Below are 16,494 nucleotides of genomic sequence, written 5' to 3'. Positions count from 1 at the left end.
AATACTCACCAACTTATTTACAATTCTTGACTTACAACTTTCCAAGTAAAGTTTATTGTCTTTTAAATTAAACAGCCGCCATCAACTGCTAATCTTTTAATTAGTGAAAGTAAGGTTTGAGCGCAATTATAAGCGTTCCCAGTGCTTAACAAAGCTTAAAAATTGGATAATTAGCGTTAATTTTATAGCGATTAGTTAGTTCTTCAGGAATCTCTAAGAGTTTACATTCACCGAGTACACAACTTCTACAAACCGAACTCCCAAACCCGATGATGAATCATTACTCACTTCAATGGATTGAGGCATGGTGCCAAGAAAATGGCTGGACAGATTTATTTGTTGAGCGACGTAACAACTTCTGGGCTTTTCCTCCGGGTGGGGTAATGCCAGAACCAATCCCAGTTAATGTTCTCAGAGGAATTAAAGCTGAGAAGGGATTGACTTTTGAAGAAAGATTGTGGTCGATGTCCGCAGTGATTGGCACAATCATAGCTGTTCTTTTTACCTTTTGGTTTCAGTCGCCGATGCCACTAGTTTTAGCATTCGCTTTTAATGCTGTTACGGTGGCTCAATTTGAACTTGAAGATGCCTAAATTCTTGTTTTGGGCTTTGCGATTAAAAACTGCTCTTGTCTACTTTTAGCAAGAGCAGTTTTTAATTTCAGAAAAAGAGATCAAATCAGCACAGTTTCAGCTAAACATTATTAGTTATTCTTAAAAATATTTGTAGGTTGAGTTGAACGTTCGCGTAGCGTACCGTAGGAAAGTGAAACCCTACAAACCCTACAAAATGTTGGGTTTCGTCCCTCAACCCAACCTACATATTTTTATTTTTTGCTCTTAACCGAACCGTATTAGCAGACAAGAGGCAACAGTTAAGGAGCCTCTGTGAATTGTACTGAATGTTTTCAGAAATCAAATATGAATCCTATAGTTGTGTATGTCGTTGTGTTAGATATGAGGAAAAAGTACTCAGCAATCAGCACTGTTAACTGAGTTTTAATAACTTCAAGGTACATTGAGCCGACATACTGAGTATTTTAGGTATAAAACTTATATTTAAATATATTTACTATTATAAACTTGTGATGAACATTTCCTGGATGCTACCTTCTACAAGGTGACACAGGATTTGGAGCGGTTTTTTAACCATGAAGCACAGACAAAAAGTAGCTTATAGCTTGACATCGCTGATCGGTTTCAATTTAATATCTACCTTAGTTACATTTGATCCCGCGAACGCAGCGCCAACGTCAAAGGCGATCGCTACATTACCAAGAACCCCAGATAAAAGTGTGAACTGCGAGATTTTAGTTGTGGGTGGTGGACTATCTGGTGTCGCCACAGCTTACGAAGGTTTGCTAGCAGGACGAACGGTTTGTCTGACGGAAATTACTGACTGGCTGGGAGGACAAATTTCTTCTCAAGGGACATCTGCGTTAGATGAACGCCCAACCCAACGGGCTCTCAAATTCTATTCTCGCGGCTACCTAGAATTGCGAAACCGCATTGGGCGCAAATACGGTAAACTTAACCCCGGTGACTGTTGGGTCAGTGACTCCTGCTTTCTTCCCCGCGATGCTCACGCCATTTTGGTCGATATGCTCAAAGATGCCGAAAAGCAGGGAAAAGGGAAGTTGCAATGGTTTCCCAACACGGTAATTAAGGATTTGGAAATTGCTGCTGATGGCAAAATAATTAATAGTGCGATCGCTATCCAACATCAACCACCAAAAGGCGCACCACCTCTCAATACCTTTACTTTATCTCAAAGTATTGAAGATTCTTATAGTTACGAAAACTCTTCTCGATTTACTAAAACTATTCTCCGTTTTCTCCCCAAGGAAGCGAAAGGGGATGCTCCGAAATGGTACGTCGTCGATGCCAGCGAAACTGGAGAAATTATTGCCCTTGCTGATGTTCCCTATCGATTAGGTATTGATGCCCGTTCTTACCTAGAACCCTCTTCTTCCAGCACAAATAACGATCCTTATTGTCCCCAAGGATTTACCTACACCTTTGCAATGGAGGCAACTAAGGAACCGCAACCGCAGACAATGCCCCCCTTCTATTTACAATATGCGCCATATTTTAGCTATGAATTAACCCGACTGGCTAACTTTGATTTAGTTTTCACTTATCGTCGCATTTGGAGTCCAAACAAAGGGAAACCAGCAAAATTTGGAGGTGTAAGTTTTACTGCTGCGACACCAGGGGATATCTCTATGCAAAACTGGACTTGGGGTAACGACTACCGCCCCGGAACAGCCAAGGATAACCTAGTTTACAGTCGCCAACAGTTACAAGGAACTGGGCAGTTACAACCAGGAGGCTGGATGGGAGGACTGCGGACAGAAACCCTCCGCAAAGCTGAGGAAAATGCCCTCTCATTTTATTATTGGTTAGTAGCTGGGACTACAGATTCCCAACTGGGAGAAGGTGTAAAGCAGCAGCAAACCAATAACCGCTTTGTTTCTGGGTTAAATTCCCCGATGGGAACAGTGCATGGCTTATCGAAATATCCCTATATGCGCGAAGGACGGCGCATCATTGGCCGCCCCAGTTGGGGACAACCTGGTGGCTTTGGTATTTGGGAAATTGATATTTCTCGCCGAGATTATAATGATCAGTATTACTCCAAGACTCTGCCAGAAGATATGTATCGGAGGCTACGAGCAGCAGTTGCAGGTTTGGAAGCAATATCAGTAATTGATGGTAAAGTCCCACCAGACAAAGCAATGCGACGGACTCGTTCTACCATCTTCCCCGATGCTGTGGGTATTGGTCACTATGCTATAGATTTCCATCCTTGTATGGTCAATAGTCCCCCAGAAGCCCCTGGTAACAAAGAACGTCCAGGTGAAAGGCGTGGTGCGGGCCTTGCTTATCCCTTCCAAATTGCTCTGAGAGCTATGATTCCCCAGAAAATTGATAATTTGCTCGTAGGAGGCAAAAGCATTGCTACTAGTCATATTGCTGCTGCTGCCTATCGAGTTCATTCTTTTGAATGGTCGTCTGGCGCAGCTGCGGGAACTGTTGCTAGCTTTGCGATCAAAAATGCGATCGCACCCTACCAACTAGTCGATAACTTACCCAAACAAGAGCCACAACTCGAAGCTCTCAAACGGCTTTTACAACAAAATGGCAACCCCACCGCTTTCCCTGATACATCCATTTTTAACGAAAACTGGGATAATTGGCGGTAGATAGTCATTGGTCATTTGTCATTGGTCATTTGTTAAAACAAAGGACAAATGACAATGTACTAAACTAGTTACTTGTAGTTTTGTAAAATCTTATTGACCAATTGTTATATGGTTACGAACCTTTCAGCAGATGTTTACGGGATGACCACGGCACCAACTATAACTCCTGAACGGTCTAGTCAAGTTACCCGTAAGACTTATCCGAATTACAAAGTGATTGTATTAAATGATGATTTTAATACATTCCAACATGTGGCTGAATGTTTGATGAAATATATTCCGGGAATGAGTGGCGATCGCGCGTGGGATCTGACTAATCAGGTACACTATGAAGGTCAAGCGATCGTTTGGGTCGGCCCTCAAGAACCTGCGGAACTTTATCACCAGCAGCTGCGCCGAGCAGGTTTGACAATGGCACCTCTAGAAGCAGCTTAATTATTATGGGCAAACCCACCGCAGATTCGCTCCGGGCGGCTTCACAAAAAGCTGCCAGACTAGTTTGGAATCACTCGACACACCTTTCTGGTCTTATCCCAATTTTAGAACGTCTTTGTCAGCAGGATGGCATCCAAACGGTAACGCCGGGAGTGATTGGGCGGGCAAGAGGTCATTGTCCAAAAATGCAACTGCGTATCTCAGTACCGATTCGCGGCGGCTATAAAGTAATTGCACGGCAGGGGAAGACGGTACAAGAAGTGTTTATTTTAACTCCTTTGGCGCAGTCAGAACTGGAAACGGCATTAGCGATCGCAATGAAATCTTGATCGTTCCCCACGCCCAATGTCTATTCTTCAACACGGTGGACTGCAAATTTGTGTAGTGGCAGACTAACAATACACGAAAAAGTTAAGAAATATGACAGAGCGGTAGTTATTTTCAAAGTCATAACTACAGATCCCCATTCGGGTAAAATTATTTTTTCTATGCCAAAAGCTACACAGTAAACTAGCCAGTAAGTAAAGCTCATTCTAAACAGAATCACTTCTGTTTCTTCCACGTCACTTTTTTGTTGCTTACTGTCCAACAGTAATACCAGTCCAACAATGCAAGCTACAAAGGAAACAGCAACTACAAATTCGTGACAAAATATATTTAACGAATGCATTTGTGTTTATTCCCACATTTTTCAGTTAAAGATCAGTCTAAAGGAATATTCCTTGGGGAAATACAAATTATTTACAAACCTCAATAGAGGAATGTAGTTTTTGTAAACAAATGCAACAAAAATTGTTGTTTTGCGAATATAAACACTGATGTAAAACTATAGACTGTAGGGGCAATTCATGAATTGCCCCTACGTGAATAAAGCGCAGCCTTACATAGAATTGGTCTAAGAACAATTTTCTGCTAACTGTTCGCAAGCACCGATACTTACCCAGCAACTAGAACCATCTTCCCAATGTTCTTTCTTCCATATAGGTGCATTGTGTTTGAGGGTATCAATAGCATACTGGCAAGCTTCAAATGCCTCACTCCGATGAGGACAACCCACTGCTACTAAAACGCTGATTTCTCCAACTTGCAAACGTCCGGTGCGATGATGAATCACTACCCGATTTACATCAGACGTAGATAAGCGAATATCAGCAGCAATTTGATAAAATATCCGCAATGCCATAGGTTCATAAGCTTGATACTCTAGAGCAATTACAGGTTTACCATCAGTTTGATTGCGAACTACGCCACTCATCAGAACCACAGCACCGTTGGCTGGATCGTCAGACTTGGCATAGATTTCTTCAAGAGACAATGGTGCAAAGCTAATGGCAAAACTATCTTCGGCTTTTGGTTTAACAGCAGAAACAAGTGTAGTCGTCATAACTGCGTTTGATTATGTGGGCTTTCTCTATTGTCTCTGAAGAAAATACCACTGGTGTATGATCTTGTTAATGCTTTGGGTAACAACAAGAATTTTTTAGCTAAGTAATTTTATTTATCCAAAATTATCAGGGTATAAATCTTCTAATATTTACTTAAATTTACCAAAACTATGACTCATCCCTCTTAAGGCATACTAGTATAATTAAAGCCATCAAGTTAGATGCTTGCTTAGTTATTTAAACAGGATTCGGGGCGATTTGTATGGAAAGTGGCGAAGTTTTAATTATTCCCGAAACCTTAACTAATGAAAGATTTGCTACGAATCCTATAGTCATTGGTGCTGGACTTGTTGTGAGATTTTATGCAGGCGTACCTTTGCTAACACCAGGAGGAGAAGCGATAGGGGCTCTGTGTATGCTGGATCGCGTAACAATTGAAAACCCTACACGCAGTTATTAGTCAATAGTATAATCTGCATTATCTAGACGATCGCAGTCATATCTGCCTTTAATCTCTTGATTGAAAAAGCTGCCAACTGAATCAGAGGCGTGTAAATCTTCCCAGGTATCCTCGTCTACGCCTAAGTACTGGTAAACAGATCCACTTTGAAACTCAACTTGCAAAATTTGTTCGTCGCGATCGTATCCTACAGCGATCGCCATTGATGAGCTAACTGGTAGCATAGCTATTGGTTCTTCTTCAAAGGGTAGTGCAGGCGTTTGGGCGATTGCCTCGTTCAGTTCTTGCAATCCTTCATAAGCTTGTATCGGTGCCGGAATTTCCAAAAACTCTAGTTCGTCACCTCGATCTAGCAACAACTGCAAATATCCATCAGAGTGAGCGATCGCTACTAAACCGCTCAAGTCTACCTTAGATAGCCTCATTAATTTTGCTCTCCTGTTGGCGCAATCGGGAGTGTTAAAGTTTTATGCAACAATTAAGTGCTTTAATGGTACAAACATACTATTAAAGCTTTTTGATGTCAAGTTTTTTGCCAAGGAAGAATTTAGTGGGGGCGCAAAGCCTTCAGCGATATGGAAATACTCACGATTAGGCTAGGGCAAATGGGCGTGTTTGAGTCACCTTAGTGGTGCAACCAAAACCCTTGTAGAGACGTAAAATTTTACGTCTCTACATGATTCATACATGTATTCAGCAACGCATCTGAATCTACCCAGACACAACAGCAGAGTTTATTTCATGGAAATGGGATCTCTCTGTTTGCAAATAACGATAAAGACGATTTAGGGCGTTGATATGAGCGTAAGCTGCGGCTACCACGATATCTGTATCAGATGCTTGTCCAGAGAATATCCGCTCTTGATGTTTCAAGCGAACTGTCACAGTTCCTAGTGCATCAATTCCTCCAGTCACAGATTGGACGGAAAACTCAATCAGTTGATTGGGAATCTGCACCAATCGATTAATTACTTGATACACCGCATCCACTGGGCCAGTGCCGACACTCGCATCTGTGAGGATTTTGCCATCGGGGGTAACAATTGTAATAGTTGCAGTTGGACAAGTGCAGTCACCACAAATTACCTGAACGTGTTCGATTTGGAAGCCACTTTCTACTTGAATCTGCGTTTCATCTCGAACGATCGCTTCTAAATCCCAATCTGAGATTTCTTTTTTCTTATCAGCGACTTCTTTGAACCGATTAAAGGCTTTATTCAAATCCGCTTCGTTCAATTCAAAACCCAATTCTTTGAGCCTGGTACGAAAAGCATTCCTTCCAGAGTGCTTGCCCAAAACAATGCGATTTTCTGGCAAACCGATTGCAGCAGCTTCCATAATTTCATAAGTTTCGCGGTGCTTGATAATCCCATCTTGGTGAATACCAGACTCATGGGCGAAAGCGTTTGCTCCCACGATCGCTTTATTGGGCTGAATCAACATCCCAGTTAATTGGGAAACTAAGGATGAGGTTTTATAAATCTCCTGAGTCTTAATATTAGTCAGGGGTGTATCGGCATCAACCGGACGACCAAAGTAAGGGTTGAAAAATGGTTTGCGAACCTGCAACGCCATCACAATCTCTTCCAATGCTGCATTGCCTGCTCGTTCCCCAATGCCATTAATGGTACACTCCACCTGACGCACACCATATTCAATAGCTGCCAAAGCGTTAGCTGTCGCCAAACCTAAATCATTTTGAGTGTGAATGGAAAGAATTACCCCATCAATATTAGGAACATGGTCTCGAATTCCTTGAATCAGATTTCCGATTTCCTTGGGTGTACAGTAACCAACGGTATCAGGAATATTGATTGTAGTTGCACCTGCTGCGATCGCCGCCTCCAAAACTTGATACAGAAACTCTGGCTCAGTGCGGCTAGCATCCATTGGTGAAAATTCTACATCGTCTACAAACGACTTGGTGTATGCAATCATTTCTGATGCGATCGCTAATACTTCGCTGCGAGACTTTTTCAATTGATATTTCAGGTGAATATCAGAGGTAGAAATCATCGTGTGGATTCTCGGACGCTCTGCTCCCTTCAAGGCTTCGGCGGCGGCGTGAATATCCTGGCGAATGGCTCTAGCTAAACTGCAAATGATTGGCCCACCAGGTATTCCAACTTGTTCAGCAATGGTTTTGACAGCTTGAAAATCTCCAGGACTAGCAACGGCAAAACCTGCTTCAATCACATCGACACCAAGGAGAGCTAGTTGATGAGCGATCGCCAGCTTTTCTTCTACATTGAGGGTTGCGCCCGGTGACTGTTCGCCATCCCGTAGCGTGGTGTCGAAGATGATAACTCGGTCTGGTTGAGATGCGATGCTCATAAATGTCTCCCGTGGTATTGAAGGGATGTTTAAAAAACTTACTTTGGATATTGTATACAATCTTTTGTATTTTGTATACAATATTCAACATGAACTTAAATGACTTAGCAGCCAATGTGCTGCAACAACGCAGTACCCCAGATTTAATTGCCGATGCTTTGCGGGAAGCGATTCTGCGCGGCATTTTTCAAGAAGGACAATCTCTGAGACAGGATGAAATCGCCACTCAGTTTGGTGTTAGTCGTATTCCCGTGCGTGAAGCGCTCAAGCAGCTAGAAGCAGAAGGATTGGTGACACTGCATCTAAATCGTGGTGCGATCGTATCGGTGTTGACAGCACAAGAGGCGCAAGAAATTTGTGAAATTCGTAGCGCCTTAGAAGTTAAAGCGATGCAATTAGCAATACCCAAGTTTGGGGAAACAGATATAGAAAAAGCTGCTGTGATTTTGGAAGCGACAAATCAAGCAACTGATGCAGGTATGTTGGCAAAACTCAACTGGGAATTTCATGCGACGCTGTACGCCACTGCTGAACGTCCCCGATTGCTGGCGATGATTAAGACTTTACACATTAATTGCGATCGCTATGTTCGCGTACAATTAGCGCAGATGGATTACCAAGAGCGATCGCAAAAAGAACACTATCAACTCTTAGATGCTTGTCAAAAGCAGGATACAAAAGCTGCTGTCAGGTTGTTAAAACGACACATCGACACCGCCGGAGAACAGCTAATTGCATACTTACAGCAAATTGCTCAGAAACGCTGATTCTTGTTGGAACTAGATGATCTATTAGAACAGACTAAACGGGAAAATTACACTATCCTGTTCAACAAACCTCTTTCAGCCTTTAATTCAAGTTCAACTCTATCCCTCTCGTCTCGAAAAGGGGCGGTTTTACGTAGCAAAATTAGGGAGAGGTGTTTTTAAGTTGTTCAGAGAAATAAATAGGATCGTCCATGAAAAAACTGATCTACCGTATTAAGAAATTATTGCAACGTATCTTTAAAAGTTTTGCATCTACTTCTCAGCAGACATCGCCCTTAATAAATTCTCGCCCTTTAGACACTTCTATTTCTATTCCCAGCGTTCCTCCTCGATGGGAGTCTGGTTTGGTGCTTGTGTGTTCGCAATGTGCAAACGAGCAATCAGGCTCAACAGCTTCCGAAGACTTAGAGAATTGGTTAAAATCTCGTTTAAAAATTGAGGGATTATGGGGTGAATTTCGGGTAGTTAGTACCAGTTGTTTGGGAGTTTGTCCAAAAGCTGGTATTACTGTCGTTATTGTAAGTAATGGAAGTGGTGATAATAGTCCATGTTTAATTGTAAATCCTCGGAGCGATGTCTACGACGGGCTACGCCTACGCGAACTTCTTTACTCATACATTAAACAGAATAAAAAGTAAAAAGTACAGAGTACTTTTTACTTTTTATTTTTGCCTTATCGCTGTGAAAGATTATTTATTGAAACCAGACATTTTTGGTCTTACAAAGTTAGCTGAGGAATTACTGCTTCGGGCATTAGCATTTGAGGAATCAACTGTCGGTGAACTAAGATTCAAGAAATCGATGAGTTTGAGAGTACGTTTACGAATTTTCCAGCGCCCATTTATGTTGACAACTTGATCTTCATAGGTGCCATTGGCAACATCAATGCTAGTTTCCGAACGCTTGTGAGTCGCATGGAGATAAGAGGTCATCATTGCTTTATTATTCTCAATTGAAATATTGATCGTACCCATCAAATGTTGGGTAGCTGTATAACCATTTCCTTGGAATACTGAATAGACAAAATCTGCCCAAGCATCTGTCCCATAATTTGTTTGAGTTGTCCCATCAGGAAAAATGGCAGTCAGGACTGAATCTTGAGTAAAACAATCCCGATAAATATTTTTTCCCTCAAGGAGATTTCCTCTACCAATGGCATCAGTTCCCAGTGCGTAACAGGATGTTAGTTTTTGAATTTCTAATTCTGCGTTAGGTTGAGTTGCACTTGCTAATTCAAACCTACCTCCAATAAACAGCACAAGAATAACTGCAAGGACAATCAATGTAATCTGATTGAACAAAAACGAGATGGCCTTTGGAACTATTCGCCCACCTTCTCTTCTTCTTTCCACAGGATAACCACCTTAATTTTTACAATTTTCGCATCTTATAACTTCTTCTCAACTCAATTTACGACTGATATTTTAGCTGATAAAAACTAGACTAAAGTTCTTGTATATTTAGTTAGAGTTTATTTTTATATCAGTTAGTAAATGAGAAAGATAGTACAAGATTTGATGTATACAATTAGTTATTATGATAGCAGGCATTACGTAAAGTTTTAAGTGCCAAATTAGACCAATTTTATATTGATTTGGTTAAGTAATAATGTTACCATCCGCATAGTTTTTAACAGCAAAATAATCTTTACTTTAGCAAGCTTTAAAAATAGGATGTAATGAATTATTCCTGACAAACAAAATACCCGAATTATCAAATAATTCGAGTATCAGTTGCTATAGCTTTGCTAATCTATCTCTATCATGAGAGATTATTATCCCAGAACGGGAATAGAAATTATAAATTTTGTTCCTTGTCCCAAAACTGATTCACAAATCAAACTTCCACCATGATTTTCTATTATAATTTGGCGACTAATAGATAATCCTAATCCTGTACCTTTTCCTACGCATTTGGTTGTAAATAGATTTTCAAAGATACAAGCTTTAACTTCTTCTGACATTCCTTTAGCGTTATCTTGAATCTTAATTATCAGATTATTATTCTCTTCTATCTTAGTTAAAATAGTAATAATATTTGGATAGCTTTCTTGAACTTCCATAAAACTACGGCCGATATTTGCTTCTTCTAAAGCATCAATTGCATTTGCAATAATATTCATAAATACCTGATTCAATTGTCCTAAATAACATTTCACTAATGGAATATTTCCATACTCCTTAATGACTTGAATCGCTGGACGGTTATGATCGGCTTTCAAACGATGCTGTAAAATCAACAAAGTACTATCAATACCTTCGTGGATATTAGCTAATACTTTAGAGGTAGTATCAGCGCGTGAAAAAGTACGGAGAGAAGTACTAATATTGCGAATGCGCTGTGTTCCTACCGTCATACCATCAATCATTTTGGGTAAATCTTCTAGTAGAAAATTTATATCTATTTCTTCGGCTTTTTCTTCAATCTCAGCACCAGGATTCGGGAACTTTTCTCGGTATAGTTGCAGATAGCCTATTAAATCATTAACAGTATCTTTTGCTTGGGCAATACTACCTGTAATAAACCCAACTGGATTGTTGATTTCATGTGCTACACCTGCAACCAAATTTCCCAAAGAAGACATTTTTTCACTTTGAATAAGTTGTAGTTGTGCCTCTTGTAAATCTTTGATTGACTGTTCTAATTCTCTAGATTTGTCTTGTTCTCTTGTGTACAAACGGGCATTTTGTATGGCAATAGCCATTTGAGAAACCAAGACTTTTAATATTTCTATTCTTTCTGGAACAAAAGCACCTGATGACAAGTGATTTTCTAAATAAATAATCCCTGTAAGCTGTGATTGGTAAATTATTGGCAAGCAAAAAATTGATTTTATTTTATATTTCTGAATATAAATATCAAGGTTAAACGGTTCTGTAGTTATTGCATCATTCAACACAAGATATTGCTGAGTGCGAAAAACGTAATTAATCACAGAGAGCGGTAAATCCTGATAGTTTTCAACAGTAATAGAGGGTAAAACTGTCACTACATTGACGGTAGCATTTCCAGAAGCTTCGATATATAGTTGATTATCTTTAAGTAGGAGTAGTACTGCTTTTTGTGCGGCAGCATTTTCTAATAAAATTTTGATGAGCTTGCTCAACAAATTCTCTAAAACAATTTCATTGGTAATCGCTTGCGAAAACTTGATGAATGTATTAAAGTCTAAAAAATCGCTTAAGCTACTACTATTAGTAGTTGTGGTAGTGGTGAGGTGAATTGTATCTATTTTGGAAGTAGTAGTTTCTACAGTAGTAGTTTGTCCTACTAGAAAAGTATATTTTGATTCCAAGTATTTAACTTTAGCGATCGCACCCCAACGAATACAAGCATAATAAGCTTTAGTTATATAGGTTTGATGAATTAACTCTTTACCTAGAGATTGATAAAATTTTCCTGCTAACTCATAAGCTAAAGCTTCTTCTTGAAGAAAACCATTCTCTTGAGATTTGGCAATAGAATTTTCATAGTAGTCCATTGCTTCCAGCTTTTGGCCTAAAATCCGACACCGTTCTGCCTCCACGAGATAAAATCTATGTAAGTGATTCGTCGGAGCATGAGTAGCCCAGAGTTCCATTTTTTGCTGATTAGCTTGGACTTTTTCTAGAATAGCTTGCCTCTCCGACTCTTTAGCAGTATGGTATATAGCCAAGTGTGCTAAAGAATCGTAGAAATAGAACAGTGGAACAACAAACAATCCTGTAACACCACCTAAAGATTTTTCTGCGATCGCAGCATTTTCTACAGCTTTAAAATACTCTCCAAATATGTAAGCGAGCATTAGTTTATTGACAAATAAATGATTAATTGTGTAAAGATCATTTACTTGCTGATGAATTGGCAGCATACTTTGCTCATCGTAGGCTTCTCCAATTAAACAATCTACATTTTCGTAATTTCCTTTCAAATTCAAAACTGTTTGTAGATATACTAAATTCCAAGTTAAAGCTACTTGCTGATTGATTTTTTTCAGCGATTCACAGTAAGCTATTAATTCCTTTTCTAAAACCCAAAGTTCCTTACCCAACCAAAAGGAATGATAAGGATAAATGTAACCACAATAACCAGCATATTCTAAATCTCCGGTTTCTAGACCACTAGCATATCCAGACATTGATGATGTTAATGTCTCCCTAACATGCTCTTTCCAGTGCATAACATGAGCGCTAACAACTGTTAGAATCTTAGCTTTGAGTTCTTCAGCATTAAATTGTGCCACCAAACTAGAAGCTAATTTACCAAATTCATAGCCAGAATTAATTTCTCCTTGAACTCCACAAAGAAGTAAGCCATAAAGACTATAACCATACCCAGATACAGCCGTATTCCCATAGTTTAAGGACAAATTGACCATTTTACAGACAATAATTGGCATCATTACAGGAGCAGTTTGAAAAGCCGCAGGGAGAACTCCCATTAAGATTTTCATGGCTGCAATCTTGTTCGGATCAGACATTAATGGTAAGTTAATTAAATCTGCAATGGCTTTACCTTTCAAAGAAACAGCAATATCATCCATCCCCTGCTGAATATCAGTTGATGTCGGTTCATCTGGAAAACTTATTCCTAACAATTTTAGAATTGATACTGCTATCTGAATGGCTTCCAGTTGTTTGCTTTGAATGATAGAAGCGATAATCTGTACTTCATAGACTTTCACTTTATCTAGAAGGATTTTGGCTTCTTGCTGAACCACCTCAGCCCATTGCTGCATCTGCTCAAAATTACCGCCCAGATAGGCTGCTTCTGAGGCTCCTTCATATAAACATAAAGTTAAGGTATATTCAGTTTGCCAAGAGTCTCTACTTAAAAGTTCTATCCCATTTGTGAAGTACTTAAGTGCAGCGTCATAAGCTGTAGAAGCTTTAGCTTTTCGCCCTGCAATTAAGTTTAATCGTGCCAATTCGGTTTTATCAGATTGTTCTATTAGGTTAAGAATACCTACATTCAACTGATTAACTATATCAAAAATATTAGCTTCTATTTCCTCCTTTGGGATATTTTGTAGAAGCAATTGTCCAATTTTTGAGTGAGTAGATTTCTTGAGTTCTTCTGGAATCAGCGAATATGCTGCTTGTTGTACTCTATCATGCAAGAACTTGTAACCCACTCGTGAAGTGTCGAAATTTAAATTAACCGCTTCTTCTTGATTAAAAACTAAAGGAATACGGTAAGCTTCACTTAAAGGTAGAATTAATCCCGCTTGCAAAGCTGAGTGTAAATCATTAGCTGTCAAAGAAGCTGATTTTTCATTAACTATCGATAAAACATCAAGACTAAATCTGTCACCTACACAAGCTGCTAATTTTAAAACATCTTGGGTAGATTTTGGTAGCTTCTCAACTCGACTTGCAACTAGCTCAACTACATTTTTGTCGGTAATTCCAATTGCTTGAATATCTTTTAAACTCCATTGCCATTGAGCCTTAATAAAGTCAAACTTCAAAAGTTTTTCTTGATGAAGTGCCTGAATAAGTTGTGTGAGAAAAAATGGATTTCCACCTGTTTTATTAGAAATTAATTCAGCTAGTTGGATAATTCTATCGCTAAAAGTGCTGTATTCAGAATCAGGGTTAATATCTGCTTCTTGTAAAGTTTCTGCAACTAGTTGAGTCACATTATCTAAATTTAAAGGTTGCAACACAATATTATTAACAACTGTGCCAATCTCCTTAATTTCTTCTATTTTTTGAATTAAAGGATGTGCTGCATTAACTTCATTATCCCTATATGCACCAATGAACAATAGATGTTTGCTGTCGCTATCAGTTACAAGTAGTTGGATTAAATTCAATGTGGCTGAGTCTGCCCATTGCAAATCATCTAAAAATATGACTAAGGGATGTTCTTTTTGGGTAAAAACTTGGATAAATTCTTTAAAAACTCGATTGAAGCGGTTTTGTGATTCTGTTGCACCAATTTTGGCAACGTCTGGCTGTGTACCAATAATTAATTCTACTTCTGGAATTACGTCAGTAATGACTTTACCATTTGTTCCTAAAGCTGATAATATTTTTTCACGCCAGGTTTCTATTTTTTCATTATTCTCTGTCAGTAAATACCGCATTAAATAAGCAAAAGCTTGAATTAAAGAAGCATAAGGTATATTTCGTTTTAATTGGTCAAATTTACCAGAAATAAAGTAACCTTGTCTGCGAGTAATGGGTTTATTAACTTCGTTAACTAAAACTGATTTACCAATACCTGAATAACCAGAAACTAGCATCATCTCACTAGTTCCAGATGTAACGCGTTCAAATGCAGCTAACAGTTCATTAACTTGGCTTTCACGACCATATAATTTTTGAGGAATTAATAACTGGCTTAAAACATCTAAACGACCTGGAACAAAATCAGTAATTATACCCTGAAATTTTAACTGGTTAAGACATAACTCTAAGTCTGCTAATAATCCTGTAGCACTTTGATATCTGTCTTCAGCATTTTTCGCCATCAGCTTCAGCACAATTTCTGAGATGGCGTTAGGAATTGTTGGATTTAATAACTGGGGATTTATCGGTTGAACAGCAATATGGCTATAAACTAGTTCTAAGGGGTCTTGACTAAAAAATGGTGTTTTCTCGGTGAGCATTTCATATAAAGTCACGCCGAGAGAATAAAAGTCAGTGCGATAATCAAGAATACGATTCATTCTCCCCGTTTGTTCAGGCGACATGTAGGCAAGTGTGCCTTCAACGCAGTTAGGGTTATTAAATTGGGGATTTTCCTTATTGAGGCGAGAGGCTATACCAAAATCAGTGAGTTTAACAATACCTGTCTGGGAGTTAACAATTATGTTGCTAGGCTTGATATCTTTATGAATAATCTGATGTTTATGTAAATAATCTAGAGCTTTAGTCAGTTGAATAGCAATATTTAAATGGTTAATTAAGTCAAGTTTTTCTGTCTGAAGAATTTGCGCTAAAGATTGACCACCAAAGTCTTCTAACAACAGTCCAACACGATTATCAAAGGTTTCTAGACTAATAGATTTCACTATGTTGGGATGGTCTAAACCTTGCTGAATTTGATACTCATTTTTCAGGCGAGTAAAGGCTTCAAGAGTAGGATATTGATTTTTAAGCAACTTGAGGATAACTCGCTGTTGCGTCTTTGGCATTTGTGTTTGATAAATAATTGTTTGGATTCCTTCGTGGAGAGTTGAGTTTATTGTGTATCCAGTACGATTTGGCATTGATTTTTGCCTATAAACTTACAAAATTAGTACTACCCCCCGTCTTGTCATAAAAGGGGTTCTACTCTAATTATTCCCAGTGGTAGAAAATTATTAACATTGTGATTCCGTATTCAAGGGTTATAAATTGAAACGTGATTATTCCCTTGTAACGGAAAAGCTACTCTAAGTTTTACGCCAAACGCAGATTAGGACACTTCTGCAAGAATCCAGATGCCTTATTGTGGGCATCTATATTATGAGTATGTGCTGGTGTAGGTCTAATAATTCCATCAAACAGGTCATCTAATCCGTAGGGAGTGAAAAATTGCCATTGACCTTGTGCATTTAGTCGAACTCCGACAGCAGTAGCAGTATGCAGCCACTCTGCGATCGCATCTTCTGTACTAGTATAGGGTCTGCTACCAGACCGCCAACGAGCAAAACTGGCTTGATTTTTGACATCGAACTCGTCATGAGGAAATTGTTCTGTGAGAGTCGCCTTTGCTGCTAGTTCTTGAGAACGATTTCCCTCTATATCAAAGAATGCAATATCAAAATCTTTAATACCTAACCCACAGTCATTGCCAAAAATCGAAGACCAAACAGTGTTTCGGACTGCACCACCGGCTAACCACCAGTTAGGTAGATTTAGTTGAGCGATCGCAGGTAATACTGTATCAATAGGTGTATCAGCTAAAATCATCTGTAGACGAGTGTTACTATTCATA

The 16,494-nt window shown here is 39.2% G+C and carries 14 protein-coding genes; 7 read left to right on the top strand and 7 right to left on the bottom strand.

Features of this window, described 5'->3' with window-relative positions:
• Nucleotides 1-269: 269 nt before the first annotated feature.
• From IQ274_RS05505 to IQ274_RS05490, 4 genes are all read left to right on the top strand, one after another.
• Nucleotides 270-593 (top strand): hypothetical protein, encoded by a 324-nt coding sequence (locus IQ274_RS05505; protein ID WP_012410419.1) that lies wholly within the window; start codon nucleotides 270-272, stop codon nucleotides 591-593.
• 557 nt (nucleotides 594-1,150) lie between these two features.
• The gene (locus IQ274_RS05500; protein WP_194141652.1) at nucleotides 1,151-3,205 is read left to right on the top strand and encodes an FAD-dependent oxidoreductase; all 2,055 of its coding nucleotides are present in this window, start codon (nucleotides 1,151-1,153) and stop codon (nucleotides 3,203-3,205) included.
• 108 nt (nucleotides 3,206-3,313) lie between these two features.
• Nucleotides 3,314-3,640, top strand: coding sequence for an ATP-dependent Clp protease adapter ClpS (clpS, locus tag IQ274_RS05495; protein WP_114081844.1), 327 nt, complete (start codon nucleotides 3,314-3,316; stop codon nucleotides 3,638-3,640).
• 5 nt (nucleotides 3,641-3,645) lie between these two features.
• Entirely contained in the window at nucleotides 3,646-3,969 is a 324-nt protein-coding gene (locus IQ274_RS05490) for a DUF2103 domain-containing protein (protein ID WP_194141651.1), read from the top strand.
• A gap of 20 nt (nucleotides 3,970-3,989) precedes the next feature.
• On the opposite strand, the gene IQ274_RS05485 is transcribed toward IQ274_RS05490, so the two are convergent.
• Together IQ274_RS05485 and IQ274_RS05480 are read right to left on the bottom strand one after the other, a co-directional pair.
• Nucleotides 3,990-4,310 (bottom strand): hypothetical protein, encoded by a 321-nt coding sequence (locus tag IQ274_RS05485; RefSeq protein ID WP_163927526.1) that lies wholly within the window; start codon nucleotides 4,308-4,310, stop codon nucleotides 3,990-3,992.
• 225 nt (nucleotides 4,311-4,535) lie between these two features.
• Nucleotides 4,536-5,024: a molybdenum cofactor biosynthesis protein MoaE gene (locus IQ274_RS05480; protein ID WP_163927527.1), complete on the bottom strand. Its 489-nt coding sequence runs from the start codon at nucleotides 5,022-5,024 to the stop codon at nucleotides 4,536-4,538.
• 263 nt (nucleotides 5,025-5,287) lie between these two features.
• Between IQ274_RS05480 and IQ274_RS05475 the strand changes: the two genes are divergently transcribed.
• Nucleotides 5,288-5,485: a GAF domain-containing protein gene (locus IQ274_RS05475; protein WP_163927528.1), complete on the top strand. Its 198-nt coding sequence runs from the start codon at nucleotides 5,288-5,290 to the stop codon at nucleotides 5,483-5,485.
• Here the strand turns inward: IQ274_RS05475 and IQ274_RS05470 are convergent.
• Both IQ274_RS05470 and IQ274_RS05465 read right to left on the bottom strand, forming a co-directional pair.
• Entirely contained in the window at nucleotides 5,482-5,910 is a 429-nt protein-coding gene (locus IQ274_RS05470) for a KTSC domain-containing protein (protein ID WP_163927529.1), read from the bottom strand. The two genes, IQ274_RS05475 and IQ274_RS05470, sit on opposite strands and share 4 nt — an antisense overlap.
• A gap of 286 nt (nucleotides 5,911-6,196) precedes the next feature.
• Entirely contained in the window at nucleotides 6,197-7,819 is a 1,623-nt protein-coding gene (locus tag IQ274_RS05465; protein WP_194141650.1) for a 2-isopropylmalate synthase, read from the bottom strand.
• Between the two features lie 89 nt (nucleotides 7,820-7,908).
• On the opposite strand from IQ274_RS05465, the gene IQ274_RS05460 reads away from it, so the two are divergent.
• The gene (locus tag IQ274_RS05460) at nucleotides 7,909-8,586 is read left to right on the top strand and encodes a GntR family transcriptional regulator (RefSeq protein ID WP_194141649.1); all 678 of its coding nucleotides are present in this window, start codon (nucleotides 7,909-7,911) and stop codon (nucleotides 8,584-8,586) included.
• 191 nt (nucleotides 8,587-8,777) lie between these two features.
• Nucleotides 8,778-9,224 carry a (2Fe-2S) ferredoxin domain-containing protein gene (locus IQ274_RS05455; protein WP_194141648.1) on the top strand — a complete coding sequence of 149 codons (447 nt, stop codon included), beginning with the start codon at nucleotides 8,778-8,780 and terminating at the stop codon, nucleotides 9,222-9,224.
• Between the two features lie 51 nt (nucleotides 9,225-9,275).
• On the opposite strand, the gene IQ274_RS05450 is transcribed toward IQ274_RS05455, so the two are convergent.
• The 3 genes from IQ274_RS05450 to IQ274_RS05440 form a co-directional block, all read right to left on the bottom strand.
• Nucleotides 9,276-9,938, bottom strand: coding sequence for a nuclear transport factor 2 family protein (locus tag IQ274_RS05450; RefSeq protein WP_194141647.1), 663 nt, complete (start codon nucleotides 9,936-9,938; stop codon nucleotides 9,276-9,278).
• A 422-nt stretch (nucleotides 9,939-10,360) separates the two neighbouring features.
• Nucleotides 10,361-15,784, bottom strand: coding sequence for an ATP-binding sensor histidine kinase (locus IQ274_RS05445; RefSeq protein ID WP_194141646.1), 5,424 nt, complete (start codon nucleotides 15,782-15,784; stop codon nucleotides 10,361-10,363).
• 172 nt (nucleotides 15,785-15,956) lie between these two features.
• Entirely contained in the window at nucleotides 15,957-16,493 is a 537-nt protein-coding gene (locus IQ274_RS05440) for a nucleotidyltransferase family protein (protein ID WP_194141645.1), read from the bottom strand.
• Nucleotide 16,494: the final 1 nt, after the last annotated feature.

This window comes from Nostoc sp. LEGE 12447, from assembly GCF_015206985.1.
GTDB lineage: Bacteria > Cyanobacteriota > Cyanobacteriia > Cyanobacteriales > Nostocaceae > Nostoc.
Note: the sequence above shows the minus strand (reverse complement) of the source record. Positions and strands in the feature narration are given on the sequence as shown.

Coding starts and splice junctions, on each gene's coding strand:
- IQ274_RS05505 (WP_012410419.1), top strand. CDS start 270: ATGATGAATCATTACTCACTTCAATGGATTGAGGCATGGTGCCAAGAA.
- IQ274_RS05500 (WP_194141652.1), top strand. CDS start 1,151: ATGAAGCACAGACAAAAAGTAGCTTATAGCTTGACATCGCTGATCGGT.
- clpS (WP_114081844.1), top strand. CDS start 3,314: ATGGTTACGAACCTTTCAGCAGATGTTTACGGGATGACCACGGCACCA.
- IQ274_RS05490 (WP_194141651.1), top strand. CDS start 3,646: ATGGGCAAACCCACCGCAGATTCGCTCCGGGCGGCTTCACAAAAAGCT.
- IQ274_RS05485 (WP_163927526.1), bottom strand. CDS start 4,310: ATGCATTCGTTAAATATATTTTGTCACGAATTTGTAGTTGCTGTTTCC.
- IQ274_RS05480 (WP_163927527.1), bottom strand. CDS start 5,024: ATGACGACTACACTTGTTTCTGCTGTTAAACCAAAAGCCGAAGATAGT.
- IQ274_RS05475 (WP_163927528.1), top strand. CDS start 5,288: ATGGAAAGTGGCGAAGTTTTAATTATTCCCGAAACCTTAACTAATGAA.
- IQ274_RS05470 (WP_163927529.1), bottom strand. CDS start 5,910: ATGAGGCTATCTAAGGTAGACTTGAGCGGTTTAGTAGCGATCGCTCAC.
- IQ274_RS05465 (WP_194141650.1), bottom strand. CDS start 7,819: ATGAGCATCGCATCTCAACCAGACCGAGTTATCATCTTCGACACCACG.
- IQ274_RS05460 (WP_194141649.1), top strand. CDS start 7,909: ATGAACTTAAATGACTTAGCAGCCAATGTGCTGCAACAACGCAGTACC.
- IQ274_RS05455 (WP_194141648.1), top strand. CDS start 8,778: ATGAAAAAACTGATCTACCGTATTAAGAAATTATTGCAACGTATCTTT.
- IQ274_RS05445 (WP_194141646.1), bottom strand. CDS start 15,784: ATGCCAAATCGTACTGGATACACAATAAACTCAACTCTCCACGAAGGA.
- IQ274_RS05440 (WP_194141645.1), bottom strand. CDS start 16,493: ATGAATAGTAACACTCGTCTACAGATGATTTTAGCTGATACACCTATT.